This is a genomic window from Streptomyces sp. SAS_272 (genome assembly GCF_052543235.1).
In genome coordinates, this window is record NZ_JBMNDR010000025.1 from 38,427 (window position 1) to 62,946 (window position 24,520).

At 71.5% G+C, this 24,520-nt stretch carries 21 protein-coding genes; 12 read left to right on the plus strand and 9 right to left on the minus strand.

The genetic code is table 11. The annotated features are described in order from the left end of the window. Nucleotides 1-115 precede the first annotated feature (115 nt). From ACN6LD_RS16690 to ACN6LD_RS16710, 5 genes are read left to right on the plus strand one after another with little or no spacing between them, the layout of a single operon-like run. Nucleotides 116-1,129, plus strand: coding sequence for a substrate-binding domain-containing protein (locus ACN6LD_RS16690; protein WP_319192128.1), 1,014 nt, complete (start codon nucleotides 116-118; stop codon nucleotides 1,127-1,129). Between the two features lie 47 nt (nucleotides 1,130-1,176). Then, a complete protein-coding gene (locus ACN6LD_RS16695; protein WP_445043563.1) occupies nucleotides 1,177-4,149 on the plus strand; it encodes a nitrate- and nitrite sensing domain-containing protein in 2,973 nt (990 codons plus the stop codon). Between the two features lie 11 nt (nucleotides 4,150-4,160). After that, nucleotides 4,161-4,595, plus strand: a complete 435-nt coding sequence (locus tag ACN6LD_RS16700; RefSeq protein WP_206779589.1) for a roadblock/LC7 domain-containing protein — start codon at nucleotides 4,161-4,163, stop codon at nucleotides 4,593-4,595. Between the two features lies 1 nt (nucleotide 4,596). After that, nucleotides 4,597-4,959, plus strand: coding sequence for a DUF742 domain-containing protein (locus ACN6LD_RS16705; protein WP_266726060.1), 363 nt, complete (start codon nucleotides 4,597-4,599; stop codon nucleotides 4,957-4,959). Next, on the plus strand, nucleotides 4,946-5,551 hold the full coding sequence (locus ACN6LD_RS16710; RefSeq protein WP_319192123.1) for a GTP-binding protein: 606 nt from the start codon (nucleotides 4,946-4,948) through the stop codon (nucleotides 5,549-5,551). Before ACN6LD_RS16705 ends, ACN6LD_RS16710 begins: the two co-directional genes overlap by 14 nt. Nucleotides 5,552-5,718: 167 nt before the next feature. Here ACN6LD_RS16710 and ACN6LD_RS16715 read toward each other — a convergent pair whose 3' ends face one another. Then, nucleotides 5,719-6,135 carry an ankyrin repeat domain-containing protein gene (locus ACN6LD_RS16715; protein WP_445043564.1) on the minus strand — a complete coding sequence of 139 codons (417 nt, stop codon included), beginning with the start codon at nucleotides 6,133-6,135 and terminating at the stop codon, nucleotides 5,719-5,721. A gap of 212 nt (nucleotides 6,136-6,347) precedes the next feature. Here ACN6LD_RS16715 and ACN6LD_RS16720 point away from each other — a divergent pair, with 212 nt between their 5' ends. Continuing rightward, entirely contained in the window at nucleotides 6,348-7,718 is a 1,371-nt protein-coding gene (locus ACN6LD_RS16720) for a glycoside hydrolase family 43 protein (RefSeq protein ID WP_445043565.1), read from the plus strand. 22 nt (nucleotides 7,719-7,740) lie between these two features. Here the strand turns inward: ACN6LD_RS16720 and ACN6LD_RS16725 are convergent, their stop codons facing one another. Beyond that, complete coding sequence (locus tag ACN6LD_RS16725; RefSeq protein ID WP_445043566.1) at nucleotides 7,741-9,723, minus strand: aromatic amino acid lyase; 1,983 nt, start codon at nucleotides 9,721-9,723, stop codon at nucleotides 7,741-7,743. Nucleotides 9,724-9,760: 37 nt separating this feature from the next. Further along, entirely contained in the window at nucleotides 9,761-10,720 is a 960-nt protein-coding gene (locus ACN6LD_RS16730) for an ABC transporter substrate-binding protein (protein WP_319192118.1), read from the minus strand. A 386-nt stretch (nucleotides 10,721-11,106) separates the two neighbouring features. Here ACN6LD_RS16730 and ACN6LD_RS16735 point away from each other — a divergent pair, with 386 nt between their 5' ends. From ACN6LD_RS16735 to ACN6LD_RS16750, 4 genes are read left to right on the plus strand one after another with little or no spacing between them, the layout of a single operon-like run. After that, nucleotides 11,107-14,088 (plus strand): ATP-binding protein, encoded by a 2,982-nt coding sequence (locus ACN6LD_RS16735; RefSeq protein ID WP_445043567.1) that lies wholly within the window; start codon nucleotides 11,107-11,109, stop codon nucleotides 14,086-14,088. Continuing rightward, entirely contained in the window at nucleotides 14,085-14,561 is a 477-nt protein-coding gene (locus ACN6LD_RS16740; protein WP_057575808.1) for a roadblock/LC7 domain-containing protein, read from the plus strand. The genes ACN6LD_RS16735 and ACN6LD_RS16740 overlap by 4 nt, the downstream gene beginning before the upstream one ends. A 31-nt stretch (nucleotides 14,562-14,592) precedes the next feature. Then, nucleotides 14,593-15,036: a DUF742 domain-containing protein gene (locus tag ACN6LD_RS16745; RefSeq protein ID WP_319192116.1), complete on the plus strand. Its 444-nt coding sequence runs from the start codon at nucleotides 14,593-14,595 to the stop codon at nucleotides 15,034-15,036. Continuing rightward, nucleotides 15,023-15,622 carry a GTP-binding protein gene (locus tag ACN6LD_RS16750; protein WP_306948553.1) on the plus strand — a complete coding sequence of 200 codons (600 nt, stop codon included), beginning with the start codon at nucleotides 15,023-15,025 and terminating at the stop codon, nucleotides 15,620-15,622. The genes ACN6LD_RS16745 and ACN6LD_RS16750 overlap by 14 nt, the downstream gene beginning before the upstream one ends. A gap of 290 nt (nucleotides 15,623-15,912) precedes the next feature. Here the strand turns inward: ACN6LD_RS16750 and ACN6LD_RS16755 are convergent, their stop codons facing one another. From ACN6LD_RS16755 to ACN6LD_RS16765, 3 genes are read right to left on the minus strand one after another with little or no spacing between them, the layout of a single operon-like run. After that, the gene (locus ACN6LD_RS16755; RefSeq protein ID WP_445043568.1) at nucleotides 15,913-16,581 is read right to left on the minus strand and encodes an ABC transporter permease; all 669 of its coding nucleotides are present in this window, start codon (nucleotides 16,579-16,581) and stop codon (nucleotides 15,913-15,915) included. Beyond that, nucleotides 16,578-17,273 carry an ABC transporter permease gene (locus tag ACN6LD_RS16760; protein WP_445043569.1) on the minus strand — a complete coding sequence of 232 codons (696 nt, stop codon included), beginning with the start codon at nucleotides 17,271-17,273 and terminating at the stop codon, nucleotides 16,578-16,580. Before ACN6LD_RS16760 ends, ACN6LD_RS16755 begins: the two co-directional genes overlap by 4 nt. Further along, nucleotides 17,270-18,442, minus strand: coding sequence for an ABC transporter ATP-binding protein (locus tag ACN6LD_RS16765; protein ID WP_445043570.1), 1,173 nt, complete (start codon nucleotides 18,440-18,442; stop codon nucleotides 17,270-17,272). Before ACN6LD_RS16765 ends, ACN6LD_RS16760 begins: the two co-directional genes overlap by 4 nt. 747 nt (nucleotides 18,443-19,189) lie before the next feature. Here ACN6LD_RS16765 and ACN6LD_RS16770 point away from each other — a divergent pair. After that, nucleotides 19,190-19,330 carry a hypothetical protein gene (locus ACN6LD_RS16770; protein WP_445043571.1) on the plus strand — a complete coding sequence of 47 codons (141 nt, stop codon included), beginning with the start codon at nucleotides 19,190-19,192 and terminating at the stop codon, nucleotides 19,328-19,330. Beyond that, nucleotides 19,327-21,597 carry a mannosyltransferase YkcB-related protein gene (locus ACN6LD_RS16775; RefSeq protein WP_445043572.1) on the plus strand — a complete coding sequence of 757 codons (2,271 nt, stop codon included), beginning with the start codon at nucleotides 19,327-19,329 and terminating at the stop codon, nucleotides 21,595-21,597. Before ACN6LD_RS16770 ends, ACN6LD_RS16775 begins: the two co-directional genes overlap by 4 nt. A 290-nt stretch (nucleotides 21,598-21,887) precedes the next feature. Here ACN6LD_RS16775 and ACN6LD_RS16780 read toward each other — a convergent pair whose 3' ends face one another. The 3 genes from ACN6LD_RS16780 to ACN6LD_RS16790 are packed head-to-tail and all read right to left on the minus strand — an operon-like array spanning nucleotide 21,888 to nucleotide 24,397. Continuing rightward, complete coding sequence (locus ACN6LD_RS16780; RefSeq protein ID WP_445043573.1) at nucleotides 21,888-22,637, minus strand: FAD:protein FMN transferase; 750 nt, start codon at nucleotides 22,635-22,637, stop codon at nucleotides 21,888-21,890. A 1-nt stretch (nucleotide 22,638) separates the two neighbouring features. Further along, entirely contained in the window at nucleotides 22,639-23,049 is a 411-nt protein-coding gene (locus tag ACN6LD_RS16785) for an FMN-binding protein (protein WP_445043574.1), read from the minus strand. A 10-nt stretch (nucleotides 23,050-23,059) separates the two neighbouring features. Continuing rightward, nucleotides 23,060-24,397, minus strand: coding sequence for a ferredoxin reductase family protein (locus ACN6LD_RS16790; protein WP_266726046.1), 1,338 nt, complete (start codon nucleotides 24,395-24,397; stop codon nucleotides 23,060-23,062). Nucleotides 24,398-24,520 lie beyond the last annotated feature (123 nt).

Genomic DNA, 24,520 nt, shown 5'->3' on the forward strand with positions numbered 1-24,520 from the left:
TGGTCACACACGGTTGGCTCCGAGCCAACGCATGTCCTCCGTCGGTGCAACCCCTGCGTTCCGGCGGCGCTCGCCCCGTCCTCCTGCTCTGCCGCACAGCGAGGTGCAGCCCCCCATGAACACTCCCGTCCCCGCTCCCGTCGTTCCGTGTCCCCGCGGATCCCTGCGTCTGGCCGCCCTCGCCGCGGCCTGCTGCCTCCTGCTCGCCGGCTGCACCGCCGACGCGTCGTCCGGCACGGACGCGGACGGTGCGAACGGCACGGGCGGCCGGATCAAGGTCGCCCTGGTCACCCACGGCGCAGAGAAGGACCCGTTCTGGGAACTGGTGCGCAAGGGCGCGCAGGCCGCGGCCGCCAAGGACGGCATCGACCTGACCTACGCCAGCGACTCCGACCCCGCCGGGCAGGCCGAACTGGTGCGGGACGCGGTCCGCGACCACGTCGACGGCATCGCGGTGACCCTGGCCAAGCCACAGGCCATGAGGAGTCCGGTGGCCGAGGCCAAGGCGGCCGGCATACCTGTCGTCGGCTTCAACTCCGGCATCGACGCCTGGCGTTCGCTCGGGGTCCTCGAATACTTCGGCCAGGACGAGAGCGTCGCGGGCCGCGCGGTCGGCGACAAGCTCGACGCTCTGCGCGTGAGACACGCCCTGTGCGTCATCCACGAGCAGGGCAACGTCGCGCTGGAGGCGCGCTGCGCGGGCGTGAAGAAGACCTTCGACGGCGAGACCCAGATGCTCTACGCCGACGGGACGGACATGGACGCCATGACCGACGCGCTGACGACCCGGCTGCGGCAGGACCCCGACATCGACGAGGTCATCACGCTCGGCGCGCAGTTCGCGCTCGCCGCGGTACAGGCGGCCGGCAAGGCCGACAGCAAGGCCGAGGTCGCCACCTTCGACCTCGACAAGGACCTGGTCACCGCAGTCCGCGACGGCCGCGTGCAGTTCGCGGTCGACCAGCAGCCCTACCTGCAGGGGTATCTGGCCGTGGACGCGCTGTGGCTCCACAAGACCAACGGCAACGTCAGCGGCGGCGGTGTCGCGCCCGTTCTGACGGGCCCGGCCTTCGTCACGAAGACCAACGTCTCCGACGTCGCCCGCCTGGCCGCCGCCGGAACCCGCTGACCCGTCTTCGACCGCCCCCCTCCCCCGCTGATCGCCCTAGGACGACTATGTCTCCACGGACAGGTGCCCGGCGCCGCCGTCTCGGCTCCATACGTCTCTCGCTGTTCCTCCTCGCGCTGGTGCCCAGCGTCACCCTGGCCGCCATGTGGGGTGTGACGACGACGCAGATGTTCTCGGAGGGTCTGCGACTGCGCGAGCAGACCGAACTCAGCCGCTCCACCGGCGCCATGGGCACCGAGGCGACCCTCGCGCTGCAGCAGGAACGCAGTCTGTCGGCCGTGTGGCTGGCCTCGGGGCCGGCCGGATCCCGGGCCGCACTGGAGGCGCAGCGCGGGAAGACGGACGTGGCGGTCGCCAAACTGGTCGCCCGCGCGGACGACATCCAGCGGGCGCCGGCCCGCGTGCGGGACCGGCTTTACTCGGTCGTCGCCTCCGTGGGCAGTCTCGAGTACTACCGTGGTCAGGTGGACGCCCCGGTCGACATCACCGCCGCGCAGGCACTGGACCAGTACACCTCGATCATCGACGACCAGATCCACGCCTTCCAGGAGCTGTCCCAGGTCGACGACGGAGACCTCACCTCGCAGGCCGGACCGCTCGTCGCCCTCGAGCACGCGGCCGAGCTGGTCTCCGAGGAGGACCTCAACCTGACGCTGGCCGGTCCCGCGGGCCGGATGGACGACAAGGCGTGGGCCGAGTTCGCGCAGTTGGTGAACAGCCGGCGCTGGCTCGTGCAGGACCAGATCGTGCCCTCGCTGACCGGCGCCGCGAAGACGCAGACCGAAGAGATCCTGACGAGTTACCAGTGGCAGACCCTGGAGGCCGTCGAGAACAAGGTGCTCGCGGCCCGCGCCCGGCAGAGCGAGAACGGCGACATCGCGCTGCCGGACGTGCAGAAGGAATGGCGCGCCGCCCTCATCGACGTCTCCGCCCAGTACGAGAAGCTGATCCGGCAGCAGACCGCGCACCTGCTGCAGCGCAGCGCGGACGAAGCGCGCGGACTGCTGATCACGGCCGCTTCGCTGAGCGCCGGCGGTCTCGTCGCCCTGCTGCTGTGCGTCGGCATGTCCTGGCGGATAACCCGCTCGCTCTCCCGGCGGTTGCGCGGACTGCGCATCGCCACGCTGGGACTCGCGCACGAGCGGCTCCCGGACGTGGTGGCCCGGCTGGATCGCGGGGAGACCGTCGACGTGGACGCGGAGACCCCGCCGCTGGACTACGGCGGCGACGAACTCGGCCAGGTGGCCAAGGCGTTCAACACGGCGCAGCGCACCGCCGTGCTCACCGCGGTGGAACTCGCCGACACCCGGCGCGGCTTCGAGAAGGTCATTCTCGGCATCGCCCGGCAGAGCCAGAACCTGGTCAACCTCCAGCTCAGCAAACTCGACGCGTTGGAACGCCGGCACCAGGACCCGGACGTCCTCGCCGGTCTGTACGAACTGGACTCCACAGCAAGCCAGTTGCGTCGCTACGAGGAGAACCTCGTCATCATCAGCGGCGGCCGGCCCGGACGCAGCTGGTCCGAGCCGGTGGCGCTGATCGACATCCTGCGCAGCGCCGTCGGGGAGGTCGCCGAGTACCAGCGGGTGGAGGTGCACACGGAGGAAGAGGTGTGCATCACGCCGCCGGCCGTGGCGGACGTGATCCATCTGCTCGCCGAACTCATCGACAACGCGACCTCCTACTCGCCGGCGCCCGGGCCGGTCGGGGTGCGGGCCACCCTGGTCGCCAGGGGGCTCGCGATCGAGGTCGAGGACCGCGGCCTCGGCATGTCGCAGGAGGACTACGCCTCGTTCAACGCGCAGTTGGCGGTCCCTCCCCAGTTCGACGTGGTGGCGCTCGCGGACGACCTGCGGCTGGGCATGTTCGTGATCGCCCGGCTGGCGACCCGGCACGGCATCGGCGTGACCCTGCGCTCCTCGCCGTACGGCGGCACCACCGCGATCGTGCTGCTGCCGCACGAGGTCGTGGTCCGCGAGTCCCCGGACGCCGAGGACCCGGCTGCCGGGATATCCCGCGCAGCGACGCCCGTCGGACCCGCGGCCGACGCCGCGGCCGGCGTCGGCTTCGGCCGGGGCGTGTCCGAGGTCCCACCTCCCGGACAAGGCGCGCCGTACGCGACGCGGGAGGGGCGCGACGGTGCGCGGGAAGCCGTCGGCGAGGATCCGCAGGAGTCCACCGGCGCGGCGACCGAGGCTGCCGGCGCGACGCACGGCGACTCCGGTGCGCCGCAGGAGGGCCTCGGTGCGGCGGGCGAGTCCCTCCGTGAGGCGCGGCGCGTGTCCGGCAACGAGGACGAGCACGGCCGCCGCCGGCCCGACGGGAGCACGCCCCCCGGCTGCGACCGGGACCAGAGCCTGGAGCCGGAGCGCGGCAGCGGCGGGAACGGGGACCGGAACGCCCCGGACGCGGCCCGGAAACCGGGCGGCGACGAGGACCCTGGCCGGGCCGAAGACCCGGGCAGGCACGAAAACCTGGGCGGTGACGAAGACCCGGGCGGGGACGAAGACCGGGCCAGGGACGAAACCCCGGACGGGGACGAAGACCGGGGTGGGGACGAAGACCGGCCCGGACGCCGGACCACGGCCTCCCTCCCGGTACGCAACACCTCCGTCCCGGCACACCGGTCGCCCTCCGTCCCGGTTCGCAACGCCTCCGTCCCCGAGCACGGGTCGTCCTCCCCTGTGGCGGGCGTGCCCGCGGGGGCCGGCTCCCCCCTCGGCGGCCTCACCCCGCTGCCGCGCCGGGTCCCGCAGACCAGCCTCGCCGGCGAACTGCGCGAGGACCCCACGTCCACCGGAGCCTTCGAGGACGACCGTGTCCTGGACGACTTCACGGCCGAGCGGGCCGCGTCGTCCCTCGCCGGATTCCAGCGCGGCACGCTGCGGGCTCACGCCGACGCCGACCCCGACGAACCGCCGCCCGCCCCTTCGGAGACCACCGCCGCGGAGGCCCCCGGCCCGCCGGTCACCGCCGCGGGCGCCGCCAAGACCCCGACACCGCCCGCCGACCGCTCATGAAGGACACCGCGATGACACCCTCCCTCCCCGGCACGAACACCCAGCTCGACCAGTTGCTCACCGGTCTCGTGGACCGCGTCGCCGACGTCAACCAGGCCGTGGTCCTCTCCGAGGACGGGCTGGTCGTCAGCAAGTCCACCGGCTTCCTGCGCGAGGACGCCGAACGGCTGGCGGCGACGGCGTCCGGGCTGATGAGCCTCAGCAAGGGCGTCAGCATGGACTTCCGGGGCGGCCCGGTGCGCCAGGCCCTCATCGAGATGGCCCACACCTACCTGATCCTCACCTCGGCCGGTCCGGGCGCCCATCTCGTCGTGCTGGCCGGCAAGAACGCGGACGTCGGCGTGGTGGCGTACCAGATGAACATGCTGGTGAAGAAGATCGGCGAGCACCTCAGCGCGGCGCCGCGGGCCCATGTCGGTCCCGCCGTGCGCACCCACGGCGGGTGAGGTGAGCGGAGGCGACGAAGCGGGCCGGCTCGTCCGACCGTTCGCTCTGACCGGTGGGCGGACCCGGCCCAGCCGCGCCGACTTCACGCTCATCACGACGGTCACCGCGGTGCAGCCGCCGCCCGCCCGGGTGGCGCGGCCGCAGCCGGAGTACGCCCGGATCCTGCGGCTGTGCGCCCGGCCCGTCGCCGTGGCGGAGCTCGCGGCCCATCTCGACCTGCCGGTGAGCGTGGTCGTCATCATGCTCTGCGACCTGCTGGAGGCGGGCCTGATCACGGCCCGGCCGCCCCGCTCGGTCACCGGCTCCGCGGACCTGGACCTGGACCTGCTGCAGAAAGTGAGGGACGGCCTTGGCCGGATCTGACGGCGCCGCTCCCGCCACCGGGTCGGCGGCGGCGCCCGACACCGTGAAGATCCTCGTCGCCGGAGGCTTCGGCGTCGGCAAGACCACGATGGTCGGGGCGGTCAGCGAGATCGCGCCGCTGCGCACGGAGGAGCCGCTGACGGTCGCCGGGCTGGACGTCGACGATCTGAAGGGCATCGAGGCCAAGCGGTCCACCACGGTCGCCCTCGACTTCGGGCGGATCACCATGGGCGAGGACCTGGTGCTGTACCTCTTCGGCACGCCGGGCCAGCAACGTTTCTGGTTCATGTGGAACGACCTGGCGATCGGTGCGCTCGGGGCGGTGGTCCTCATCGACGTGCGCCGGCCCGAGTGCAGTTTCGCCGCCGTCGACTTCTTCGAACGCCGGGGCATCCCGTTCGTCATCGCGGTGAACGGCTTCCACGGGCTGCATCCCTATCCCACGGAGGACATCAGGGAGTCACTCGCGCTGCCGGCGCACGTTCCGGTGCTGCTCTGCGACGCGCGCGAGCGGGAATCGTGCAGGGAGGTGCTGATCGCGCTGATCGACCATCTGATCGACGACGTCACGGCCGGGGCTCGGCGGGGTTAGGGCGTCTCGTCCGCGTCAGCGCGCTCACGGACGCAGTGGGTGCGTGGTGTGCGGTGGAGACAGGGGGTGCGGTGAGCACCGAGGTGAAGTGGACGCAGGGGCCAAGGGGCCCAGGGCCCAAGGGTTCATGGGCAGGGGGCGCAGTCAGCCCATCGCCCTCGGCGCGCTCAACGGGCTCCGGCCTCGCGCAGTACGGCGATCGTCTCCGGGTGGGGCCCCGCGGTCGCCCACTGCAGGGGCGTCATGCCTGTGCCGTGGTCTTCGCGGAGGTGGGGATCGGCGCCATGGGCGAGGAGGACGCGGACGGTGTCGACGTAACCCCAACAGGCCGCCGCGCACAGGGGAGTTCCCTCGGCGCCGAGGCCGGCGCTCTCGGCGTCGGGCGGCGCACCGGCTTCCAGGAGTCTGCGGGCCGTGTCGGCTTCGCCCTGCACGCAGGCCGCATACAACGGAGTCGTCCCCTCGGCGTCGGCCGCCGCCGGGTCGGCGCCGGCTCCGAGCAGTCGGTCGACGTTCTTCCCGCCCTCGAACCTGGCCGCGCTGACCAGACGCTCGGTCAGTTTTTTCTGTCGTCTTCTGTTCACGGGTGAGGACCATAGCCCGGTGCGGCGCAGGCGTCGCCGGCATTTCTCATGAGCGTCGCACAGGAAAGCGGCGGGAAACCGCCAAGCGTGTCCCAGTGATTGACCTGCGTCCCTCCCGCCCCTACCTTCTGACCGACTCACCGAACTCGGTTCGAAATATCGAATCATGTCGGCTGTATCCGGGCACCCCGCTGCATCCCCCTGGAGCGCACATGACCCCCAACCCGTCGCGCCGCCTCTTCCTCGGCGCCGCCGCCTCCGTCCCCCTGGCCCTCACTCTCGGCGTCCCGTCCGCCCGCGCGGCCGACTCCGCGTACGTGATGGCCTATTTCACCGAATCGACGAATCTCGGCGACGGCACCGACTACGGCCTGCATCTGGCCGTCAGCACGGACGGGCTGCGCTGGATGCCGCTGAACCAGAACAACCCCGTGGTCACCCCCACCGAGGGCGCGCTCGGGCTGCGCGACCCCTTCATCCTGCGCAAGCAGGACGGCACCTTCGTGGTGCTCGCCACCGACCTGAAGGGGACCGACTGGAACTACGTCAGCCAGTACGTCCACGTCTGGAACTCCACCGACCTGCGCACCTTCACCGGATACCACCGGCTGAAGCTGCACGACATGAACACTCACAGCTGGGCGCCGGAGGCCTTCTGGGACGCGGGCCGCGGCCAGTACGCGCTCATCTACTCCGCGGTCAACAGCAGCGGGCACAACGTCATCATGGTCAATTACACGACCGACTTCGTCTCCGTCTCGGCCCCCGAGGTCTTCTTCGACCCCGGCTACGACGTGATCGACGGTGACATGGCCGTGGGCGTGAACGGCGTCAACTACCTCTACTTCAAGAAGAACGGCACCCTCCTCGGCGCCAGGTCCACCTCGCTGAACCCCGGCAGTTTCACACCCTTCAGCACGGCCGTCTCCCACGGCGGCACCGAGGCCCCGACCCTGGTCAAGTCCCTCTCCTCCGGCACCTGGTACCTGTGGGGCGACACCTACACCCCCAACGGCGTCTTCTACGCCTGGCAGTCCACGGACCTGTCGGCCGGCACCTGGACCGCACTGGACCAGAAGGCCTACACCCAGCCCGTCAACTCCAAGCACTGCGGCATCACGACGATCACGTCGACCCAGTACGACAACCTGGTGGCCAAGTGGGGCGCGCCGGCCTGGAACCGTCTGAAGTCCTACAACTTCCCCGCCCGTTACGTGCGGCACTCCGACTACGTCGGCCGGATCGACGAGTACCCCGTCGAGCCGTACAAGGACTCGCAGTGGACCCTGGTGCCGGGCCTCGCGGACAGCGCCGGCGTCTCCTTCCGGTCCGTGAACTACCCGACCCGGTACCTGCGGCACTACAACTACGCGCTCCGACTCGACGTCAACGACGGCACCTCGACGTTCGCCGGGGACGCGACGTTCTACCGGACGGCGGGACTGGCGGACGCCGGCTGGTCGTCGTTCCGCTCGTACAACAACCCCACCCGCTACATCCGGCACGCGAACTACGTCCTGCGCATCGATCCCGTCTCGACGACGACGGAGAAGCAGGACGCGACGTTCTACGTGGGGTACTGAGCCGGTCCGCTTGCGGCGGCTCTCACAACCGCGCGAGGAGCGGCAGCAGTTCGGTGGCCGCCGTGACGTCGTCGGTCAGGGGGCGGTCGTCCGTGCCTGCGGGCAGGGCGGCCGCCGCCACGGCGAACGCGGCGACCGGCGGCGACCCGGGCAGCATCCTCAACGCCCGCACCGCGGCGACGAGTTCGCAGGCGAGGACGACGCGGTAGGCGTTCGCCGCGCGCAAGGCCTGGCGGGCGGCCTGACCGGCGAAGCTGGCGGCCTCCTCCAGGCCCCGCGACAGGACCGCGTGCCCCGCCGACGCGGGCGTCGCGCAGGAACGCAGCTCCGCGAGCGCCGAGTTGGCGGTGTACTCGAGGATCATCGCGCCCGAACTGCTCGCCGGCCCGCCCCCGAGAAAGGGGGGCAGTCCGGTCAGCCCGGGGTCGCCGAGCGCCGCCAGGCGGGCGGCGGAGAGCTGTGCGGTCTGCAGCAGTGCGAGTCCGGCCGCGTCCAGGGCGAGGCCCAGCGGGGCGGCGAAGAACCCGCCGTGGTGGTAGGCCGCCGCGCCCTCGGGGTCCATGAGGGGATTCTCCGACGGGCAGTTGATCTCCACCTCCACGATCTCGCGCAGCCGTTCGCAGGCGTCCAGGGCGCAGCCGTGCACCTGGGGGAAGGCACGGAACCCGAAGGGGTCCTGGACCCGGCCGCCCGGGCGGGGCGGCGGCCGGCCGGGCAGTCCGAGGAGCCGCCTCACCTCACCCGCCGCGTGGGCGGCGCCGGGATAGGGCCGCAGTGCGTGCACCGGCGCCGCGTACGCCTCCGGCGACCCGGACACCGCGACGAGCGAGAGCGCGGCCACGGCGTGCGTGGCCCGCAACAGCATCCCGGCCTCCCCCTGCGCCAGCGCCGCCTGCGCCAACGCCAGGGCATTGCTGCTGAGCAGCGCGAGAGCGTCCCCGGCCTGCAGAACGACGGGAACCGGGACGCGGCCGGGGAGCGGCGCGCGCGGGTGGCCCGGCGCGAAGGCGACGGGAGCGCGCCCGGGCCGGGTCACCGGCTCTGACGGCGGGGCGGACGACGGGGAGTGGACGAAGGCGAGTCGAGCGCCGTCGACGGGCCTTGCGCCGGGCTCGGCGGGGACGTCGGTAGGGGCGGGTGCGCCAGTGCCCGAGAGCGCGCCAGTACCTGAGAGCGCGCCAGTACCCGAGGGCGCGCCGATGCCCGAGGGCGCGCCGATACCGGTGGAGGCGTCCACGACGACAGGCACAGGGCCGACCGGTTCGTCGGTCGCCCCTGTGCCGCTGCCGCCGTCCGAAGCCGCGTCCCCGTCCGCCTCGCCCGCGGCGATCGCCGCAACGGGGACGGCAGACTCCGCGAGCGCGGCAGGCGCCTCCGACACCGCAAGCACCACAGGCGCCACAGGCATCGCAGGCACCGCAGTCGTCTCGGGCAGCGCAGGCGCATCGGTCGTGCCTTCCAACCCCTCGCCGGCCCAGGGCCGTTCCGCGAGGAGGGTGAGTCCCGTCTGGGCCAGCGCCGTCAGGTCGCCGGTGCCGACGCCCCCGTACTCGTTGACGATCGGGTGCACGCGAAGCCGCAGGGCCTCGGTGAGGGCGTCGACGAAGGCCGGCTGGATGCCGGAGCCGCCGGCGAGGAGCTGGTTGGCGCGGATCGCGAGCATCGCCCGGATCTGACGGACGGGCAGCAGGTCGCCCGCACCACCTGCGTGGCTGCGCAGCAGGCGCAGCCCGTGCGCGACCTCGTCGCCCTCGTCGACCGCCATGGAGCGCTGCGCGCCCACGCCGGTGCCGCGGCCGTACAGCCGCCCGGCGGCGGCGAGCCGCCGGGCCGTGCGCCAGGAGCGGACAACCCGCTCACGGGCCTCGGGGGCCACCCAGGGCACGCCCTCACCGTCGGCGAGCGCGATCAGCTCGCCGACCGTGAGGGCGTTTCCGTTCAGGACGACCCGGGTGCCCTCGCGGTGCGGGGGGACCCGGGCCGTTCCGTCTGCCGGCGTGTCCAACGGTTCAGTGCGTAGGTTCGAACGGGTCGGGCCGGGCTCAGTCCAGGCCCGCGGACTTCAGCCACGCCTTGGCGACGTCCAGCGGGTCCTTGCTCTCCAGCTGCACCTGGGAGTCCAGGTCCAGCAGCGCCTTCGTGTCCAGCTTGGCGGAGACGGCGTTGAGCGCGTCGACGCCCTCCTGCGACAGGCCGCTCTTGTAGACGAGGGGCGTCACGTTCGCGAAACCGAAGAGGTTCTTCGGGTCCTGGAGGACGACGAACTTCTCCTTTGTGATGGTGGGGTCCGTGGTGAAGATGTCCGCGGCCTGCACGGTGTTCTTCTTCAACGCCGCCCGGGTCAGCGTCCCGCCCGCGTCGAGCGCCTTGAAGTTCTTGAACTTCAGCCCGTACACCGACTCCAGACCGACCATGCCCTGCTGCCTGGTCTGGAACTCGGGCGAACCGCCGAGAACCAGGTCGGGGGCGGCGTCCTTGAGGTCGGCGAGCGTGGACGCCGAGGTGAGGCTGTACTTCTTCGCGGTCTCCGCGTTGATCGTGACGGAGTCCTTGTCCTCGGCGGGCGACGACTCCAGCAGCGTCAGCTTGGAGTCGAGCTTCGTCTTCACCGTGGCGTTCACGGTCGCGAGCGAGGCCTGCGCGGCGTCCTTGTCCAGGTAGGCCAGCAGGGAGCCGTTGTACTCCGGCAGGACGGTGATGGAGCCGTTCTTGAGCAGCCCGTACGTGGTCTCGCGGCTGCCGATGTTGGGCTTGTAGGACACCTTGACGCCCTTGGCCTTCAGGGCCTCGCCGTAGATGTCGGCGAGCAGGATGCTCTCGGGGAAGTTGTTGGAGCCGACGACCACCGTGTCGCCGGCCGCCTTGTCGCCGGCGAGCGGGTCGTCGGTGTCACCGCTCTGCGAACCACATCCCGCCAGCAGGACCGTCATCGCGGCCAGGGCGACGGCCGCCGCGCCGGGGTGGTTCCTCAAGGACCTGCTGCTGTGAGCGTTGGAAGTCACGGTTCCCGTTCCGAGCTGGGGGGTTGATGAGAACTCAAACACTTGTGTCCTGATCCAATCCATCCGCTTCTCGATCGGTCAAGAGCAGCCGTGTTACCGATCGGCGTCGATCCGTGATCGACGGCAGGTGGACCGGGAGACGCCCCGCGCACCTCGGGGGTTCTCTCTTCGTGATGGATTCTTGACGCGGGGCGACGCTCTCGACCGTTCGAATTAGCGATAGTGTCGCCGTAGTTGACGTTCGCCACAGCAGTCGGCGTCAGCCACAGCGGCATACGGGGGCCGCTCACGTGTCATAGCCATACGGACATATGCGCGCACAAAGTAGACGAAACAGCGCACATGCCCCCGTTGCGTGCATGCAACACCCTCTTGAAGGAGGCCCGGTGTCCACGAAAGAGGTGGACGCGCCCGCCGGCTCGGCGTCCTCGGCATCGCCGTCCGCGCCCCGGGGTCTGCGGGCTTTCGCCGACCGATGGCCCTTCCAGCGCAAGCTGAACGTGCTCGTCGGCATCCCGCTGGCGGTGATCGCCCTGCTCCTGACGTACCTCATCGTCGACCTGGTGCAGGAGTCCGAACGCGCCGAGAGCGCCGCCCGACTGGTCCGCGACAGCACGCAGGTCGCGCAGCTCGTCGCCCGGCTGCAGGCCGAGCACCAGCAGGCGATCCTGCTCTCCGTGCGGTTCGAGGCGGCCTCCGGCGTCGACGCCCCCTCCGCCGAGAGCTACCGGCAGACCCAGGCCGCCGTCGACGAGCAGGTGCAGAAGGTGGTCGACGCCTTCGGCGACCGGCTGCCGGACACCGAGGCCCAGGCCCTGAGGCAGGTCCAGGGACTGGCCGGGCTGCGGCAGACCATCGAGCAGAGCTATCTGCCCGCCGACAACATCGACCCCGCGTACTCGGGCGCCGCCGACGGCCTCATCGAGGGCCTCGGCCTGGAGCACAACTCCGCGCTCGCCTCGACCTTCACCGGCAGCCTCCTCGACGCGCTGCTGCGCGCGGACGCCGCCCACGGCGCCTACGAGACCGGCGTGTTCTCGGCGGGGACCGGCGACAGCAACGCGCTCATCGAGTTCACCGGCGCGGTCGGCTCCTACGAGCTGTTCACTTACCAGGCCGCGCGGTTCGAGCGGTTCGCGAGCCCCGCGCAGTCCGACGAGTTCGGCCGCATCGAGCACAACACCTCGCAGGCCTCGATCAGCCGGCACTACGCCGACCTGGCGGTGGACCCCAGCGCGTTGCAGGCCGAGTCGAAGGCCGACATCCGGGAGGCGCTGCGGGCGGCCATCGCCCGCTACCCCGACTACAGCGCGCAGGCCGGGTCCCGGCTCGCGATCACGGCGTCGCTCATCGGCCAGATCGCCGACCGCGCCGACGACGCGGCCTCCAGTGCCCAGTGGCGCGCGGTCCTGCTGCTGAGCCTGGCGCTGCTCTGCTTCGCCCTGTGGATCACCCTCTCCGTCCTGGTCCGCCGCTCCGTGGTCCGTCCGGTGCTGGCGCTGACCGGAGCCGCTCAGGAGGTCGCCGACGTCGCGGGCCGCGAACTGGCCCGTGTCGCCGACGACGACGCCGAGGAGTCCGGATCCCCCCGGCTGCGCGAACTGCCGGTCACCGCCGACGACGAGATCGGTGAACTCGCCGAGGCCTTCAACAACGTCCAGACCACCGCGGCCGCGCTGCTGGAGCGCCAGGTGCTGAGCCGGCGCAACGTCGCCGAGATGTTCGGCAACGTCGGCCGCCGCGTCAGCAACCTGACCACCCGTCAACTCGCCCTGATCGACGCGGTGGAGCGCGGTGAGACCGACCCCGCGCTGCTCGAACGCCTCTACTCCATCGACCACATCGCCGTCCGGCTGCGCCGCAACGCCGACAGCCTGATGCTGCTCGCCGGCATCCGCGAGACCGTCCTGGACGGCGGCCCGACCGCGCTCACCACCGTCGTACGCGCAGCGCTCGGCCAGATCGAGGGCTTCCAGCGAGTCCGGCTGCGCGTCGCGACCGAGGCCGTCGTGGAGCCCGACATCATCGGCGACCTGACGCTGATGATCGCCGAACTCCTGGAGAACGCCGTCTCGTTCTCGCCCGAGGACAGTCCCGTCGAGGTGGTGGTCGGCTCCGACGACGACGGCGCGTCCGTCACCGTCTCCGACCACGGCCTGGGCATGAGCGCGGAGCGCCTCGCCGAGGAGAACGCGCGTCTCGTGCGCCGCGAGCGCCTCGACCTCGTGCCGACGAAGGTGCTCGGCCTGTTCGTGGTCGGCGCCCTCGCCCGCCGCTGGGACGTCGACGTCACCCTCACCCGCACCCCGGGCGGGGGTGTGACGGCGGAGGTGGTGATCCCGTCGACGCTGCTGGTGACGATGAGCGAGGTCGGCCCGACCGTCGGGTCCGGCGCCCCGGATTCGCCGACGCGCCCCGCCTCCGCCAGGCAGAGCGCTCCGTCGGCTCCCGCGGCGGGTCCGTCCCCCTCCGCCTCGGTCCCGTCCTGGGCGGCGCGCGAGGACGACCCGACCGCGCTCCCCCGCCGGGTCCCCCGTCGTGGCCCGGCCCCGGCGACGGAGTCGGACGGCTCCCCCGGCACCGGCGTCGTCGACGGGGACCGCACGACCCACTCCCACTCCGGCTCCGGCACCACCGCGGGCACGGGGGACGAGCCGGGAGGAGCCGCGTCCGACGCGTCCCCCGCGGCACGCTCCCGCACCCCCGAGGCCGAGCCGCCCACCCGCGTCGGCGCGCCGGGCATCCCCGCGCCCCGCACGGCCGAACGCCCGCTGGGCGCCCGCGCCGAGGCGGAGCCGCGGGCACACACCCCTTCGGCGGAACGCCGGGCCGTGGACACGGCCAAGGCCCCTCCGGCAGCCCATGCGCCGGAGCCGACGCCCGCCGAGCACGACGCCGTGACACCGCCGTCGGCATCGACGCCGTCCCCGCCGCCCGGTGGGCCGCGAGGCGCCGGACCGCTCGCGGCCGGCCCGGCCGGCGAGGCCGAAGCCGCCCGGCCCCTGCGCCGCCGGGTGCGCGGCGCCACGCTGCGAACGGGCGTGGACGCCGCCGCGCAGCAGACGGCGAGGCAGGCCGCCCGGCCCGCCGACGCGGACGCCGTGCGCAGTGCGCTGGAGGAGTTCGAGGCGGCCGTGGCGCGCGCGCACCGCGACACCGGCGAACACCCGCGTCCCGCCGACCCGGCCGCGCACCGCGGCGAGCGCGGGCACGACGGCCGCAGCGACCACGGTCGCGACCACCGTCCCGACGGTGACCCCGACCGGACCGACCGGACCGACCGGACCGACCGGACAGCGACGTCCGACCCGTCGGGCCTGGACCGCACGCACCACCAGAACCACCTTCCGGAAGGAGCCGAGCAGTGAGCACGTCGACAGGTGAGACTCCCGCCGGAGACGCCACGCCCACCGATCTGCGGGCCGCCGCAGCCGACTTCACCTGGCTGCTCAACCGTTTCGCCACCGAGACCGCAGGGGTCGTGGACGCCATCGCGGTGTCCTCCGACGGACTGCTGATCGCCGTGTCGGAACTGCGCGAGCACGCCGACTCCGAGCGGCTGGCCGCGATCGTGTCGGGCATCACCAGCCTGGCCGCGGGGGCCTCCGGCAACTACGGCCTGGGCGGCCTGAACAAGGTCATCATCGATCTCGAAGGCGGTCATGTGCTGGTCTCCGCGATCGGCAGCGGCGCCGTGCTCGGCGTGGTCACCGACAAGGAGGCAAAGCTGGGCAACATCGCCTACGAGATGACGGTGTTCGCCAACCGCGCCGGCAGCGCGCTCAACCCACAGCTCGTCCTGGAGCTGAAGAACAGCGTCGGCGCCACACGTACGCGCTGACCGCGCGCCACCGCAGAGAAAGCGAACACCGATGGCGGACGGCCGCACCCCGCACGGGGCCGGCGAGGACGGCGTCGCCTCCGTCGGGCCCGCGCCCGCCGTCCGGCCCTTCCTCGTCACCGCCGGACGGGTCGCGGGCGCCCCGGGTGAGGCGTCGTCCGGCCGGACGATGCCCGTGGAGACCCAGCTGGTCGCCACGACGGACGGGCTCGACGCCCTGCACCGGCTCTCCTTCGAACAGCACGACATCGTGGCTGCCTGCCGCGTGCCGCAGTCCATCGCGGAGATCGCGGCACGGCTGCGGCTGCATCTGAACGTGGTGCGGGTCCTGGCCGAGGACCTGCGGGCGGCGGGACAGCTGTCGGTGCACGTGCCCGACTCCGGCATCACCCACGACGCATCCGTACTGCGCAGGGTTATCGATGGCCTGCGGGCCATCCCCGACTCCCGGGGGGTACTCCGTGACACCGACTGAACCGCTGGTCCGCACCTCGGCCGGACAGGCCGCCGTTCGGCCTCCGCTGCCGGTGAAACTGGTGATCGCGGGCGGCTTCGGCGTGGGCAAGACCACCGCCGTCGGCTCGATCTCCGAGATCGAGCCGCTGACCACCGAAGCGGCCATCACCGAGGTCGCGGCGGGCGTGGACGACCTCAGCCACACCCCGCGCAAGACCACCACCACGGTGGCGATGGACTTCGGCTGCATCACCATCGACCCGACGCTCAAGCTGTACCTGTTCGGCACGCCCGGGCAGGAGCGGTTCGGGTTCATGTGGGACGACATCGTGGAGGGCGCGGTCGGCGGCCTCGTCATCGTCGACACCCGGCGTCTCGACGACTGCTACGCCGCCGTCGACTACTTCGAGCACAAACGGATCCCGTTCGCCGTTGCCGTAAACGCTTTCGACGGTCAGGTGGCGCACACGCTGGACGAGGTCCGCTGGGCCCTCGACGTGTCGGACGGCGTGCCGCTGCTCGTCTTCGACGCCCGTGAGCGCGGCTCGGTCCGGGACGCCCTGCTCGTCGTCCTGGAACAGGCGCTGGCCCGCACGGAAGGCTGAGGAAAGCGGTTCCTCGCGGAACGCATCCCGCAGGACGCCCTCGGGACGCCCTGATGCACCAAGCTCACGATCACGGCCTTCGCGCCGATCCGCTCCGTGACGGGAGCGCAGGATCAGACGAAGGCCGCTTTCACGTCCGCTGGTCTTCGAGGAAGTCGATCCCGCTCGAGCCGCGTTCGGCACCGGACCGACAGTGACAAACTCCGACCCTGTGCCGACTTCGGCAACGCGCCTGGAACCCACCGATCCTGGTTGCCGAGGACCGGTGGCACCGGCGGCGCGGACGGGTCCTAGTGGGCGCGTCGCACCCCCGGCGAGACCGTCGCGCGGCCGACAGCCCAGAAGACGCCCAGGGTCGCAAGGGCCATACCGGCGACGAGGGTGGCGCCGCCGACGACCTTCTCGTAGTCGTGCTGGTAGAGGCCGTCCACGATGAAGCGGCCGAGTCCGCCGAGGCCCACGTACGCGGCGATGGTGGCGGTGGACACGATCTGGATGGCCGCCGAGCGCAGTCCGCCGAGGATGGGCGGCAGCGCGACGGGCAGCTCCACCTGGAGCAGGATGCGCGGTCCGGCCATGCCGATGCCCCGCGCAGCGTCCACCGGGGACGGGTCTACCGAGCGCACCGCCTCGTAGGTGGTGACCAGGATCGGCGGCACGGCGAGGACGACCAGCGGGATCATCACCGGCATCATGCCGAAGCCGGTGGTGATGGTGATGAGCACGAGGAGACCGAAGGTGGGCAGGGCCCGGCCCGCGGTGGCGATCAGCGTGAGGGTGTTTCCGCCTTTGCCGTAGTGGCCGGTGACGAGCCCGACCGGCAGTCCGATGAGGGCGGCGAGAAAGAGCGCCTCGAGTGAGTACTGGAGGTGCTCCAGCAGCCGCGTGGGGATGCCGTCGTAGCCGTGCCAGTGGGCGCCGTCGCCGAAGAAGGCGTTGACGAAGTTCAGTACGTTCACCGGGCTGCCCCCTCCAGGACGGGCGCCGTCTGCGCGGCCCGCCGTCGGCCGGCGGCGCTCGGCATCCACGGGGTCAGCAGGAGCCGTACGAGGACCAGCGCTGCGTCCACGAGAACCGCGAGGACGGCCGTGGTGATCACCGAGTTCCAGGCCAGTTCCGGGCGGTTGTAGATCTGCGCGTCGTGCAGCAGGTTGCCGAGGGCGCCCTGGTTGCCGATCAGCATGCCGACGCTGACGAGGCTGATGCTGGACACCGTCGCGACCCGCAGGCCGGCGATGATCGCGGGCACCGCGATCGGCAACTGAACCTGCAGATAACGGCGTACGGGTCCGAGGCCCATGGCGGTCGCCGCGGCGAGGGTCTCCTGCGGCACCGAGCGCACACCGTCCACGATCGCCGGGACGAGCACCACCAGGGTGTAGACGGTGAGCGGGATCATCACCGTCAGCTCGGTCTGCCCCGTGTAGTCGATGAGGACGACGAAGAAGGCCAGGGACGGGATGGCGTACAGCACGGTCGTCACCCACAGCACCGGCGGGTACAGCCAGCGCAGCCGCACGCACAGCTGGGCCAGCGGGAGGGCGAGCAGCAGCCCGCCCAGCACCGGCAGCAGGGCCTCGCGCAGGTGCAGCCCGATCAGTCCGAGCCAGTCGTGCTGCAGGTCACTGGGAATGTCGAAGAAGCGGTTCACCGGACGGCCTTCGAAACGGTTTCCACGGCGGGCTGTTCTTCCTGCCGTTCCCGCCGCTCCTGCCGGCCCGCCGCGTGGGCGCCGCGGATCGCCTCGGCGATCGCCGCCTGCGGGACGACTCCGGCGGCACGGCCCTCCGTGTCCACGGCGACGGCCCACCCGGTGGGCGACAGGACGGCGCAGTCGAGCGCGGCGCGCAGCGAGTCCTGTCCGGCGACGAACGGCCGCCCGTACGACAGCAGCCGGCCTGCGTCGATCTGTCCCGCGGTCAGCGCGTCCGGCTCGCTCCAGCCGAGCGGGCGGCCGTCCAGGCCGGTGACGAGGAGGTAGGGGACGTCGGCCGTGGCCTTGGCGGTGATCTGCTCGGCGGTGGAGTCGACCGCGACGATCGGGGCGGTGAGCAACTCCAGTTCGGCTGAGGAGAAGAACGACAGGCGGCGGATGCCCCGGTCGGCGCCGAGGAAGTCCTCGACGAACGCGTCGGCGGGGTCGGACAGCAGCTCGGCCGGCGGCGCGAACTGGGCGAGCCGTCCGCCGGTGCGCAGCACGGCGACCATGGTGCCGAGCTTGACGGCCTCGTCGATGTCATGGGTGACGAAGACGATGGTCTTGCCCAACTCTTCCTGGATGCGCAGCAGTTCGTCCTGAAGACCCTTGCGGACGACCGGGTCGACGGCAGAGAACGGCTCGTCCATCAGCAGCACCGGAGGGTCCGCGGCGAGCGCCCGCGCCACGCCGACGCGCTGCTGCTGGCCGCCTGAGAGCTGATAGGGGTAGCGCTTGGCGAACGAGGCGTCGAGCCCCACCCGTTCCATCAGCTCCCTGGCCCGCGCGCGGGCCTTGTCCTTGCTCCAGCCCAGCAGCCGCGGGACGGTGGCGATGTTGTCGACGATCGTGCGGTGCTGGAAGAGCCCGGCGTTCTGGATCACGTAACCCATGGACCGGCGAAGCGAGTTGACCGGCTGCTGACGGCTGTCGACGCCGTCGATGAGGATCGCGCCCTCGGTGGGCTCGACCATCCGGTTGATCATTCGCAGGGTGGTCGTCTTGCCGCAGCCGGACGGGCCGACGAGGACGGTGATCGCACGGTCCGGTATGTCGAGGGAGAGCCGGTCGACCGCCACCGTGCCGTCCGGATACCGCTTGGTGACTGAATCTATCCGTATCAAAACGCCGAATACCCTTCGGGTCTGGCCGTTTCCGCCCGCACTCGACCACACGAGTTCAGGTCATTGCGGGGAGAGTCTAGACCTCTTGTGTTTCGAGCCTGTTCGAGGGCACGGCGAGACCCTGGACCCGGCGTCCCCGGCCCGGGAAAGCACGTGAGAGCGCTTCCTCTGTGTGCGACCTGTGAGTTCACTGATTCTCACCCCGCGCTCAGCAACGGCTCAGAGATCCCCCAGACGCCGCCCCCATCGTCGGGGCCATGAACGAAACGAACGCGGGAGTCGTCCGGCAGCGGTCGGTCGAGATCGTGGTGCCGATGCACAAGGGTGGCCCCGCCGGTGGGCCCGCTGGTGTCTCAGCTGCTGTCCGGCCGCGGCAACCTCGCGATCGGCAGCCGGCCGCACCGCCGGGCCATCGTGATCCGGGGCGCCGGCCGCCGTGGTCCGGGGCGCCGAGCGGGAGTTCGTCCCCCGCTCCTACGACCTGCTGCTCAGGGCCGGCCGGTCCGGGGGCGCGCTTCTCGGGCGCGCAGTGCGGATCCAGGGCAGTTCGCACCGACGGATTCCGCGCACTCTCCCCGCATGTCGAGGACACCGCCTGGTTCTTCGACACCGAACTTCTGGTCCTGGCGCAGCGCAACGGACTGCGGGTCCACGAAGTTCCGGTCGACCGGAGCGACGACCCGAGAGCCGCGTCGACATCCTCCGCATCGCCCTCGACGACTCGATGACCTGAAGGGCATCCGGCGGATGCTCCGCTCCACCCTCACCGACCGCACCCGCGTCGCCGTACCCCGCCGCAGCACCCCGCAGGTCCCGGCCGCGCGCACGCCCGCCCCTGCCCCCGTCCCGCCCGCCGGGGCGACCACCCACCTGGAGCACGCGTCATGACGACCCTCGCCCCGCCGCCCGCCCCCGTCCACGAGGAGGGCCCCCGCCACCGGGCGGAGCCGGACTCCGACGGCGGACCCGCCTCGCGCGCCAAGCGGCTGTTCACCGGTGCCCCCGACGATCCGCCCTGGACCCGCCCGGCCCTGTGGGCGATCCTCGTGCTGGCCACGGCCCTCTACGCCTGGAACCTCACCTCGATCACCGGAAACACTTTCTACAACGCTGCCGTCTACAGCGGTACCAAGAGCTGGAAGGCGTTCTTCTTCGGCGCCCTGGACGCCGGCAGCTTCATCACGGTCGACAAACCGCCTTTCGCCCTGTGGGTGATGGGCCTGTCCGCCCGCGCCTTCGGGTACGGCACGTGGCAGTTGACGGTGCCGATGATCGCCATGGGAACCGGTTCCGTCGCGCTCGTGCACCGGCTGGTCAAGCGGGACTTCGGCCCTGTGGCGGCCACGCTGTCCGCGCTGGTGCTGGCGCTCACCCCCATCACGGTGGCCATCACCCGGGACACCAACCCCGACCCCGTACTGGTCTTCCTGATGCTGCTGGGCGCGGCCGCGCTGCTGAAGGCCGTGCGCACCGGCCGGCTGATGCCACTGGTGTGGTCCGGCGTCGCCATCGGCTTCGCGTTCAACACCAAGATGATGCAGGCCTACGTCGTCCTGCCGGCGTTCTTCCTGGTGTACCTGTGGGCCGCTGACGCCTCGCTGGGCAAGCGCATCCGCAACCTTGCGGTCGGTACGGTCGCTCTGATCGTCTCCAGCGCCTGGTGGATGGTGGTCGTCGATCTGATCCCGGCCTCCTCGCGCCCCTACATCGGCGGCTCGACCGACAACACCGTCTGGGACCTGGTCATCGGCTACAACGGTTTCGGCCGTGTCTTCGGGGCGAGCTCGTCGGTCGGCTCGCAGGGCAACGGCGCGAGCTTCGGCGGCGAGGCGGGCCTGTACCGGATGTTCAACGACATCATGGGCGGCCAGATCTCCTGGCTGATCCCCTTCGCGGCGATCGCGCTGGCGGCCGGTCTCGTCCTGCGCGGCCGGGCGCCCCGTACGGACGCCAAGCGCGCCGCGCTGATGCTGTGGGGTGGCTGGTTCGTCCTGCACTACCTGACGTTCGCCCTCGCCGAGGGCACCTTCCACCCGTACTACGTGACCGCCATGGCCCCCGGCGTCGCGGCCCTGGCCGGCGCGGGCGGGGTCATGTCGTACCGCGCCTTCCGCGAGCGGGCTGCGGCGAAGTGGTCGTGGGTGCTTCCCACCGCGATCGCGGTGAGCACCGGCTGGGCGGTCGTCCTGCTCCAGCGGGTCTCCGGCTCAGGAACGCAGTACGCGGTTACCGAGGCCGTGGTCGCCGTGGCGGGGGCCGCGTCGGTGATCGGTCTGCTTGTTGCCCGGTTCACGAGGCGGCAGCGGCTGATGGGCGTCGCGGCACTCGCGGCGGTCGTGGCGCTGCTCGCCGGTCCGGCCGCCTACTCGGCGGCGGCGGCGGCCTCCGGCACCAACGGCACGAACCCTACGGCCGGCCCCGACACCGGGGGCGGCATGGGCGGCGGTCAGCGGCCCGGCGGCACGGGTGGGACGCCGGGCGCCGCTTCCGGTGAGGCGCCGAACGCCTCAGGCGGCGGACAGGCCACCGGCGGGACGTCGTCGGGCAACAGCGGCGGCAGCAACAGCCCTACGAACGGCGACGACTCCACGGAGTCCGGCAACACAGAATCGAGCACCGCGGAGTCCGGCACGACGGAGTCCGGCAGCACGGAGTCCGGCACGACGGAGTCCGGCAGCACGGAGTCCGGCACGACGGAGTCCGGCACGACGGAGTCCGGCAGCACGGAATCGAGCGGCGTCTCCTCGGGCGCGGCCGAGGCCGGTACCGCCGAGTCGGACGCGTCCGGCACGGGCCCGGTCGGCGGCACCGGCGGCGACACGCAGGTCTCCTCCGCGATGATCACCTACCTGAAGAAGAACCAGGACGGCGCCACCTGGCTGGTAGCGGTGGCCACCGACCAGACGGCCTCCTCGATCATCCTGGAGTCCGGTGAGCCGGTGATCTCGATGGGCGGCTGGTCCGGCAGCGACGACGCGATGACGCTCGCCAAGCTCAAGAGCCTCGTGAAGACGGGCAGGCTGCACTACATCGTGATCAGCGACAGCGGCAGGGGCTCCGCCAACTCCGAGATCTCCACCTGGGTCAAGGCGAACGGCACGGCCGTCTCCGACTACAGCGGCCTCTACCGCCTGGACGCCTCCGACGTCGGCTGAACCCCCGACCCACGGCAAGCGACCCCGGCCTGTCGGCCGGGGTCGCTTTCTGGTTTCTCCGCGTTACCGGCGTGACCCGCTTCGCCTCTACTACTCCGCCTTACTCCGCGTTGCTCCGCGTTACTCGGCGTCGCTCCGCGTTACTCCACGTTTCTCGGTGCCTCTCGGCGTCTCTCCCGGTGCGGGCCGACGTGTCGAGAGGACGGAGAGCGACGTCCGGCCGACACGTCGCAGGGACGTGCGGGACTGCGGGACTGCGGGACTGCGGGACGTGAGGAACGTGCGAAACGTCAGGCCGCCGCCGACCCCGCACCGGCCGTGGGGAAGCCCGGGGTGCGCAGCACGCCGCCTCCGGCGACCACGGCGTAGACCTCGCAGTCCGCCTGCGAGGCCGCCCACTCCACGCCCTCGCGGCCGAGCGCGAACGCGGCGGTGGCGACGGTGTCGGCCAGAGTCAGGTCCGGGGCGACGACGGTGACGCTGTCGAGGCCGACGGCCGGGAGGCCGGTGCGCCCGTCGAGAATGTGGTCCCCGCGCTCGTAGCGTGCGGAGGTGGCGACCGCCGCATCGGTGAGGCCGAGGACGGCGCACACCTTGTCGGCGATGAAGGGGTGCCGGACACCGACCCGCCAGGGACCGCCCGAGACGACGACGTCACCGCCGGCGTTGAGGCAGAACCGGGTCAGGCCGGCAGAGGCCAGCAGGTCCGCCGCCCGCTGCACCGACCAACCCTTGACGACGGCGCAGGGGTCGAGGCCGCGACCGGGCAGCCGGATGTCGAAGGCGCCGCCGGTGGCGATCCGGTACTCCTCGCACAGGCCGAGCACCTCGGCGAGGTCGTCGCTCACCCGGTCGGCGGACAGCTCGCCCCTGTCCAGCCGGGACACCTCGCTGCCCTCCCGGTAGGGGCTGAACCGCTCGTCGACCTCCCGCAGCCAAGCGAAGACGGCGTCCGCGGCGCCTTCGGGAACGGACGGGTCGGTGACGTCGTCGACCCGCAGCGAGACGGGAAACCCCATGACGTGTTCGACGCGGTGCACGTCAGGCGCCCTTGGCGTCGATCGCGGCCTGCAGCGACTCCTTGTAGCCGTCACTGGTGAGGGTCGCTCCGGAAACGGTGTCGATGTCCGCGCTCTGCGCCGTAAGCGTTTCCGCAATCAACTTCGGCACCGCCGCCGTGGTCTGCGGATGATTCGGCTGCTTCAGCATCTCGACGGTCGTGATCTCACTGCCGTCGTAGGTGATCCGGACCTGGACGTCGCCCTTCTCCGTGGTGACCGTCGTTCCGGTGAACGTCTGCTTCCCCGACGAGGAGGACGCCGACGACGACGTGGGTGCGGGTGACGGGACGACGGTGGACGTGGCGGTCGACGTCCCGGTGGAGGGCTCGTAGCGCCAGACCGGGATGAGTCCGGCGACGGACAGGATCAGGACAGGTATGGCTCGCTTCACGAAGTCTCTCTCATCCCGCCAGGCTGAAGCGCTCGAAATGGATCTGCGGCCTCGGCACGCCGAGTTCGCGGAGGGTGCCGAGGACCGCGTTCATCATCGGCGGCGGCCCGCACAGGAAGACGTCCCGCTGCGCGATGTCCGGCACGAGGGCGGACAGTTCGCGCGGCGCAAGCCGGTCGGGCACCGGCGGCCCGGTGACCAGGTGCAGCTCCGCCCCCTTGGCGAGGGCGAGTTGGTGCAGTTCGTCATAGAGGACGGCGTCGCGTTCGCCGGCCACGCGGTAGATCACGACGGCATGCCCGTGGATCTCCTCGAGGAGCGCGCGGATCGGGGTGACGCCGACGCCGCCGGCGATGAGCAGCGCTTCCGGGCGGGTGCGGTGCATCGCCGTGAACGCGCCGTAGGGGCCTTCGGCGAAGACGCGGGTGCCGGGCTTGACGTGGCGCAGGCCCGCGGAGCCGTCACCGGCGGCCTTCGCGGTCAGCCGCAGGCGGGAGCCGTCGGGCGCGGCCGACAGGGAGAAGGGGTTCGCCTGCCACCAACGGTCCTTGGTCATGAACCGCCAGAGGAAGAACTGGCCGGCCCGGGCGGGCATCCGGTCCAGGTCACGTCCGGTGATGTACACGGAAACGACGTTGTCGGCCTCGGGGACGACCGACTCGACGCGCAGCTGGTGACGCCAGTTGCGCCACAGCGGCAGCACGAGGCGGCCCAGGAACACCGAGCCGAGGGCGACGCCCCACACGCCATACCAGTAGGCGGTGGCGGCGGACGACGCCGTGAAGGTGGTACCGACCGCGACCTGGTGCGTGAAGGCCAGCACCACGGCGACGTAGGTGTACAGGTGGACGAAGTGCCAGGTCTCATAGGCCAGGCGACGGCGCGCCCAGCGGGCGGAGACACCGCCGACGACGAGGATCAGCGCCATGGCGACCACGGCGCGGAAAACGCCTTCGACGGTTTCGGCGAGGTCGACGAGCTGGTTCACCGGGTTCATCGAGGACGACTCGGCGTAGCCGAAGGCGATGAACACCATGTGCCCGACCAGCGTCCACAGCAGGCCGAAGCCGGTCCAGCGGTGCCAGTTGGTCAGCCGGTCCATGCCGATCCGGCGGTCGAGCCAGGGCAGCCGGGCCACCAGCAACAGCTGGAACGCCATCAGCAACGCACCGTACAGACCGGCGAAACGGCCGATCACGACCAGTGCGTTGGAGGCGAATCCCGCCTGGACTGCGAACAGGGTCACGACGGCCGCGTTGGCGGCCAGCACCGCGTACAGGCCGGTGCGGGCCACCACTTTGGGACGGATCGCCGTGGGGGGCGAGGGGGGCGATTGGACGGTCGTCACGGACGGAAACTCCTAGATCGGGTCCTCAGAACACAGAGCTTCTCCGTGCTTTGCTGTCATTCTCCTGTCGTACAACTTTCAAGATCTTATCGATGTGCGCGCACACGCGACGCGGCTCTGGCG

Coding starts and splice junctions, on each gene's coding strand:
- ACN6LD_RS16690 (WP_319192128.1), top strand. CDS start 116: ATGAACACTCCCGTCCCCGCTCCCGTCGTTCCGTGTCCCCGCGGATCC.
- ACN6LD_RS16695 (WP_445043563.1), top strand. CDS start 1,177: ATGTCTCCACGGACAGGTGCCCGGCGCCGCCGTCTCGGCTCCATACGT.
- ACN6LD_RS16700 (WP_206779589.1), top strand. CDS start 4,161: ATGACACCCTCCCTCCCCGGCACGAACACCCAGCTCGACCAGTTGCTC.
- ACN6LD_RS16720 (WP_445043565.1), top strand. CDS start 6,348: ATGACCCCCAACCCGTCGCGCCGCCTCTTCCTCGGCGCCGCCGCCTCC.
- ACN6LD_RS16745 (WP_319192116.1), top strand. CDS start 14,593: ATGGCGGACGGCCGCACCCCGCACGGGGCCGGCGAGGACGGCGTCGCC.
- ACN6LD_RS16770 (WP_445043571.1), top strand. CDS start 19,190: ATGCTCCGCTCCACCCTCACCGACCGCACCCGCGTCGCCGTACCCCGC.
- ACN6LD_RS16775 (WP_445043572.1), top strand. CDS start 19,327: ATGACGACCCTCGCCCCGCCGCCCGCCCCCGTCCACGAGGAGGGCCCC.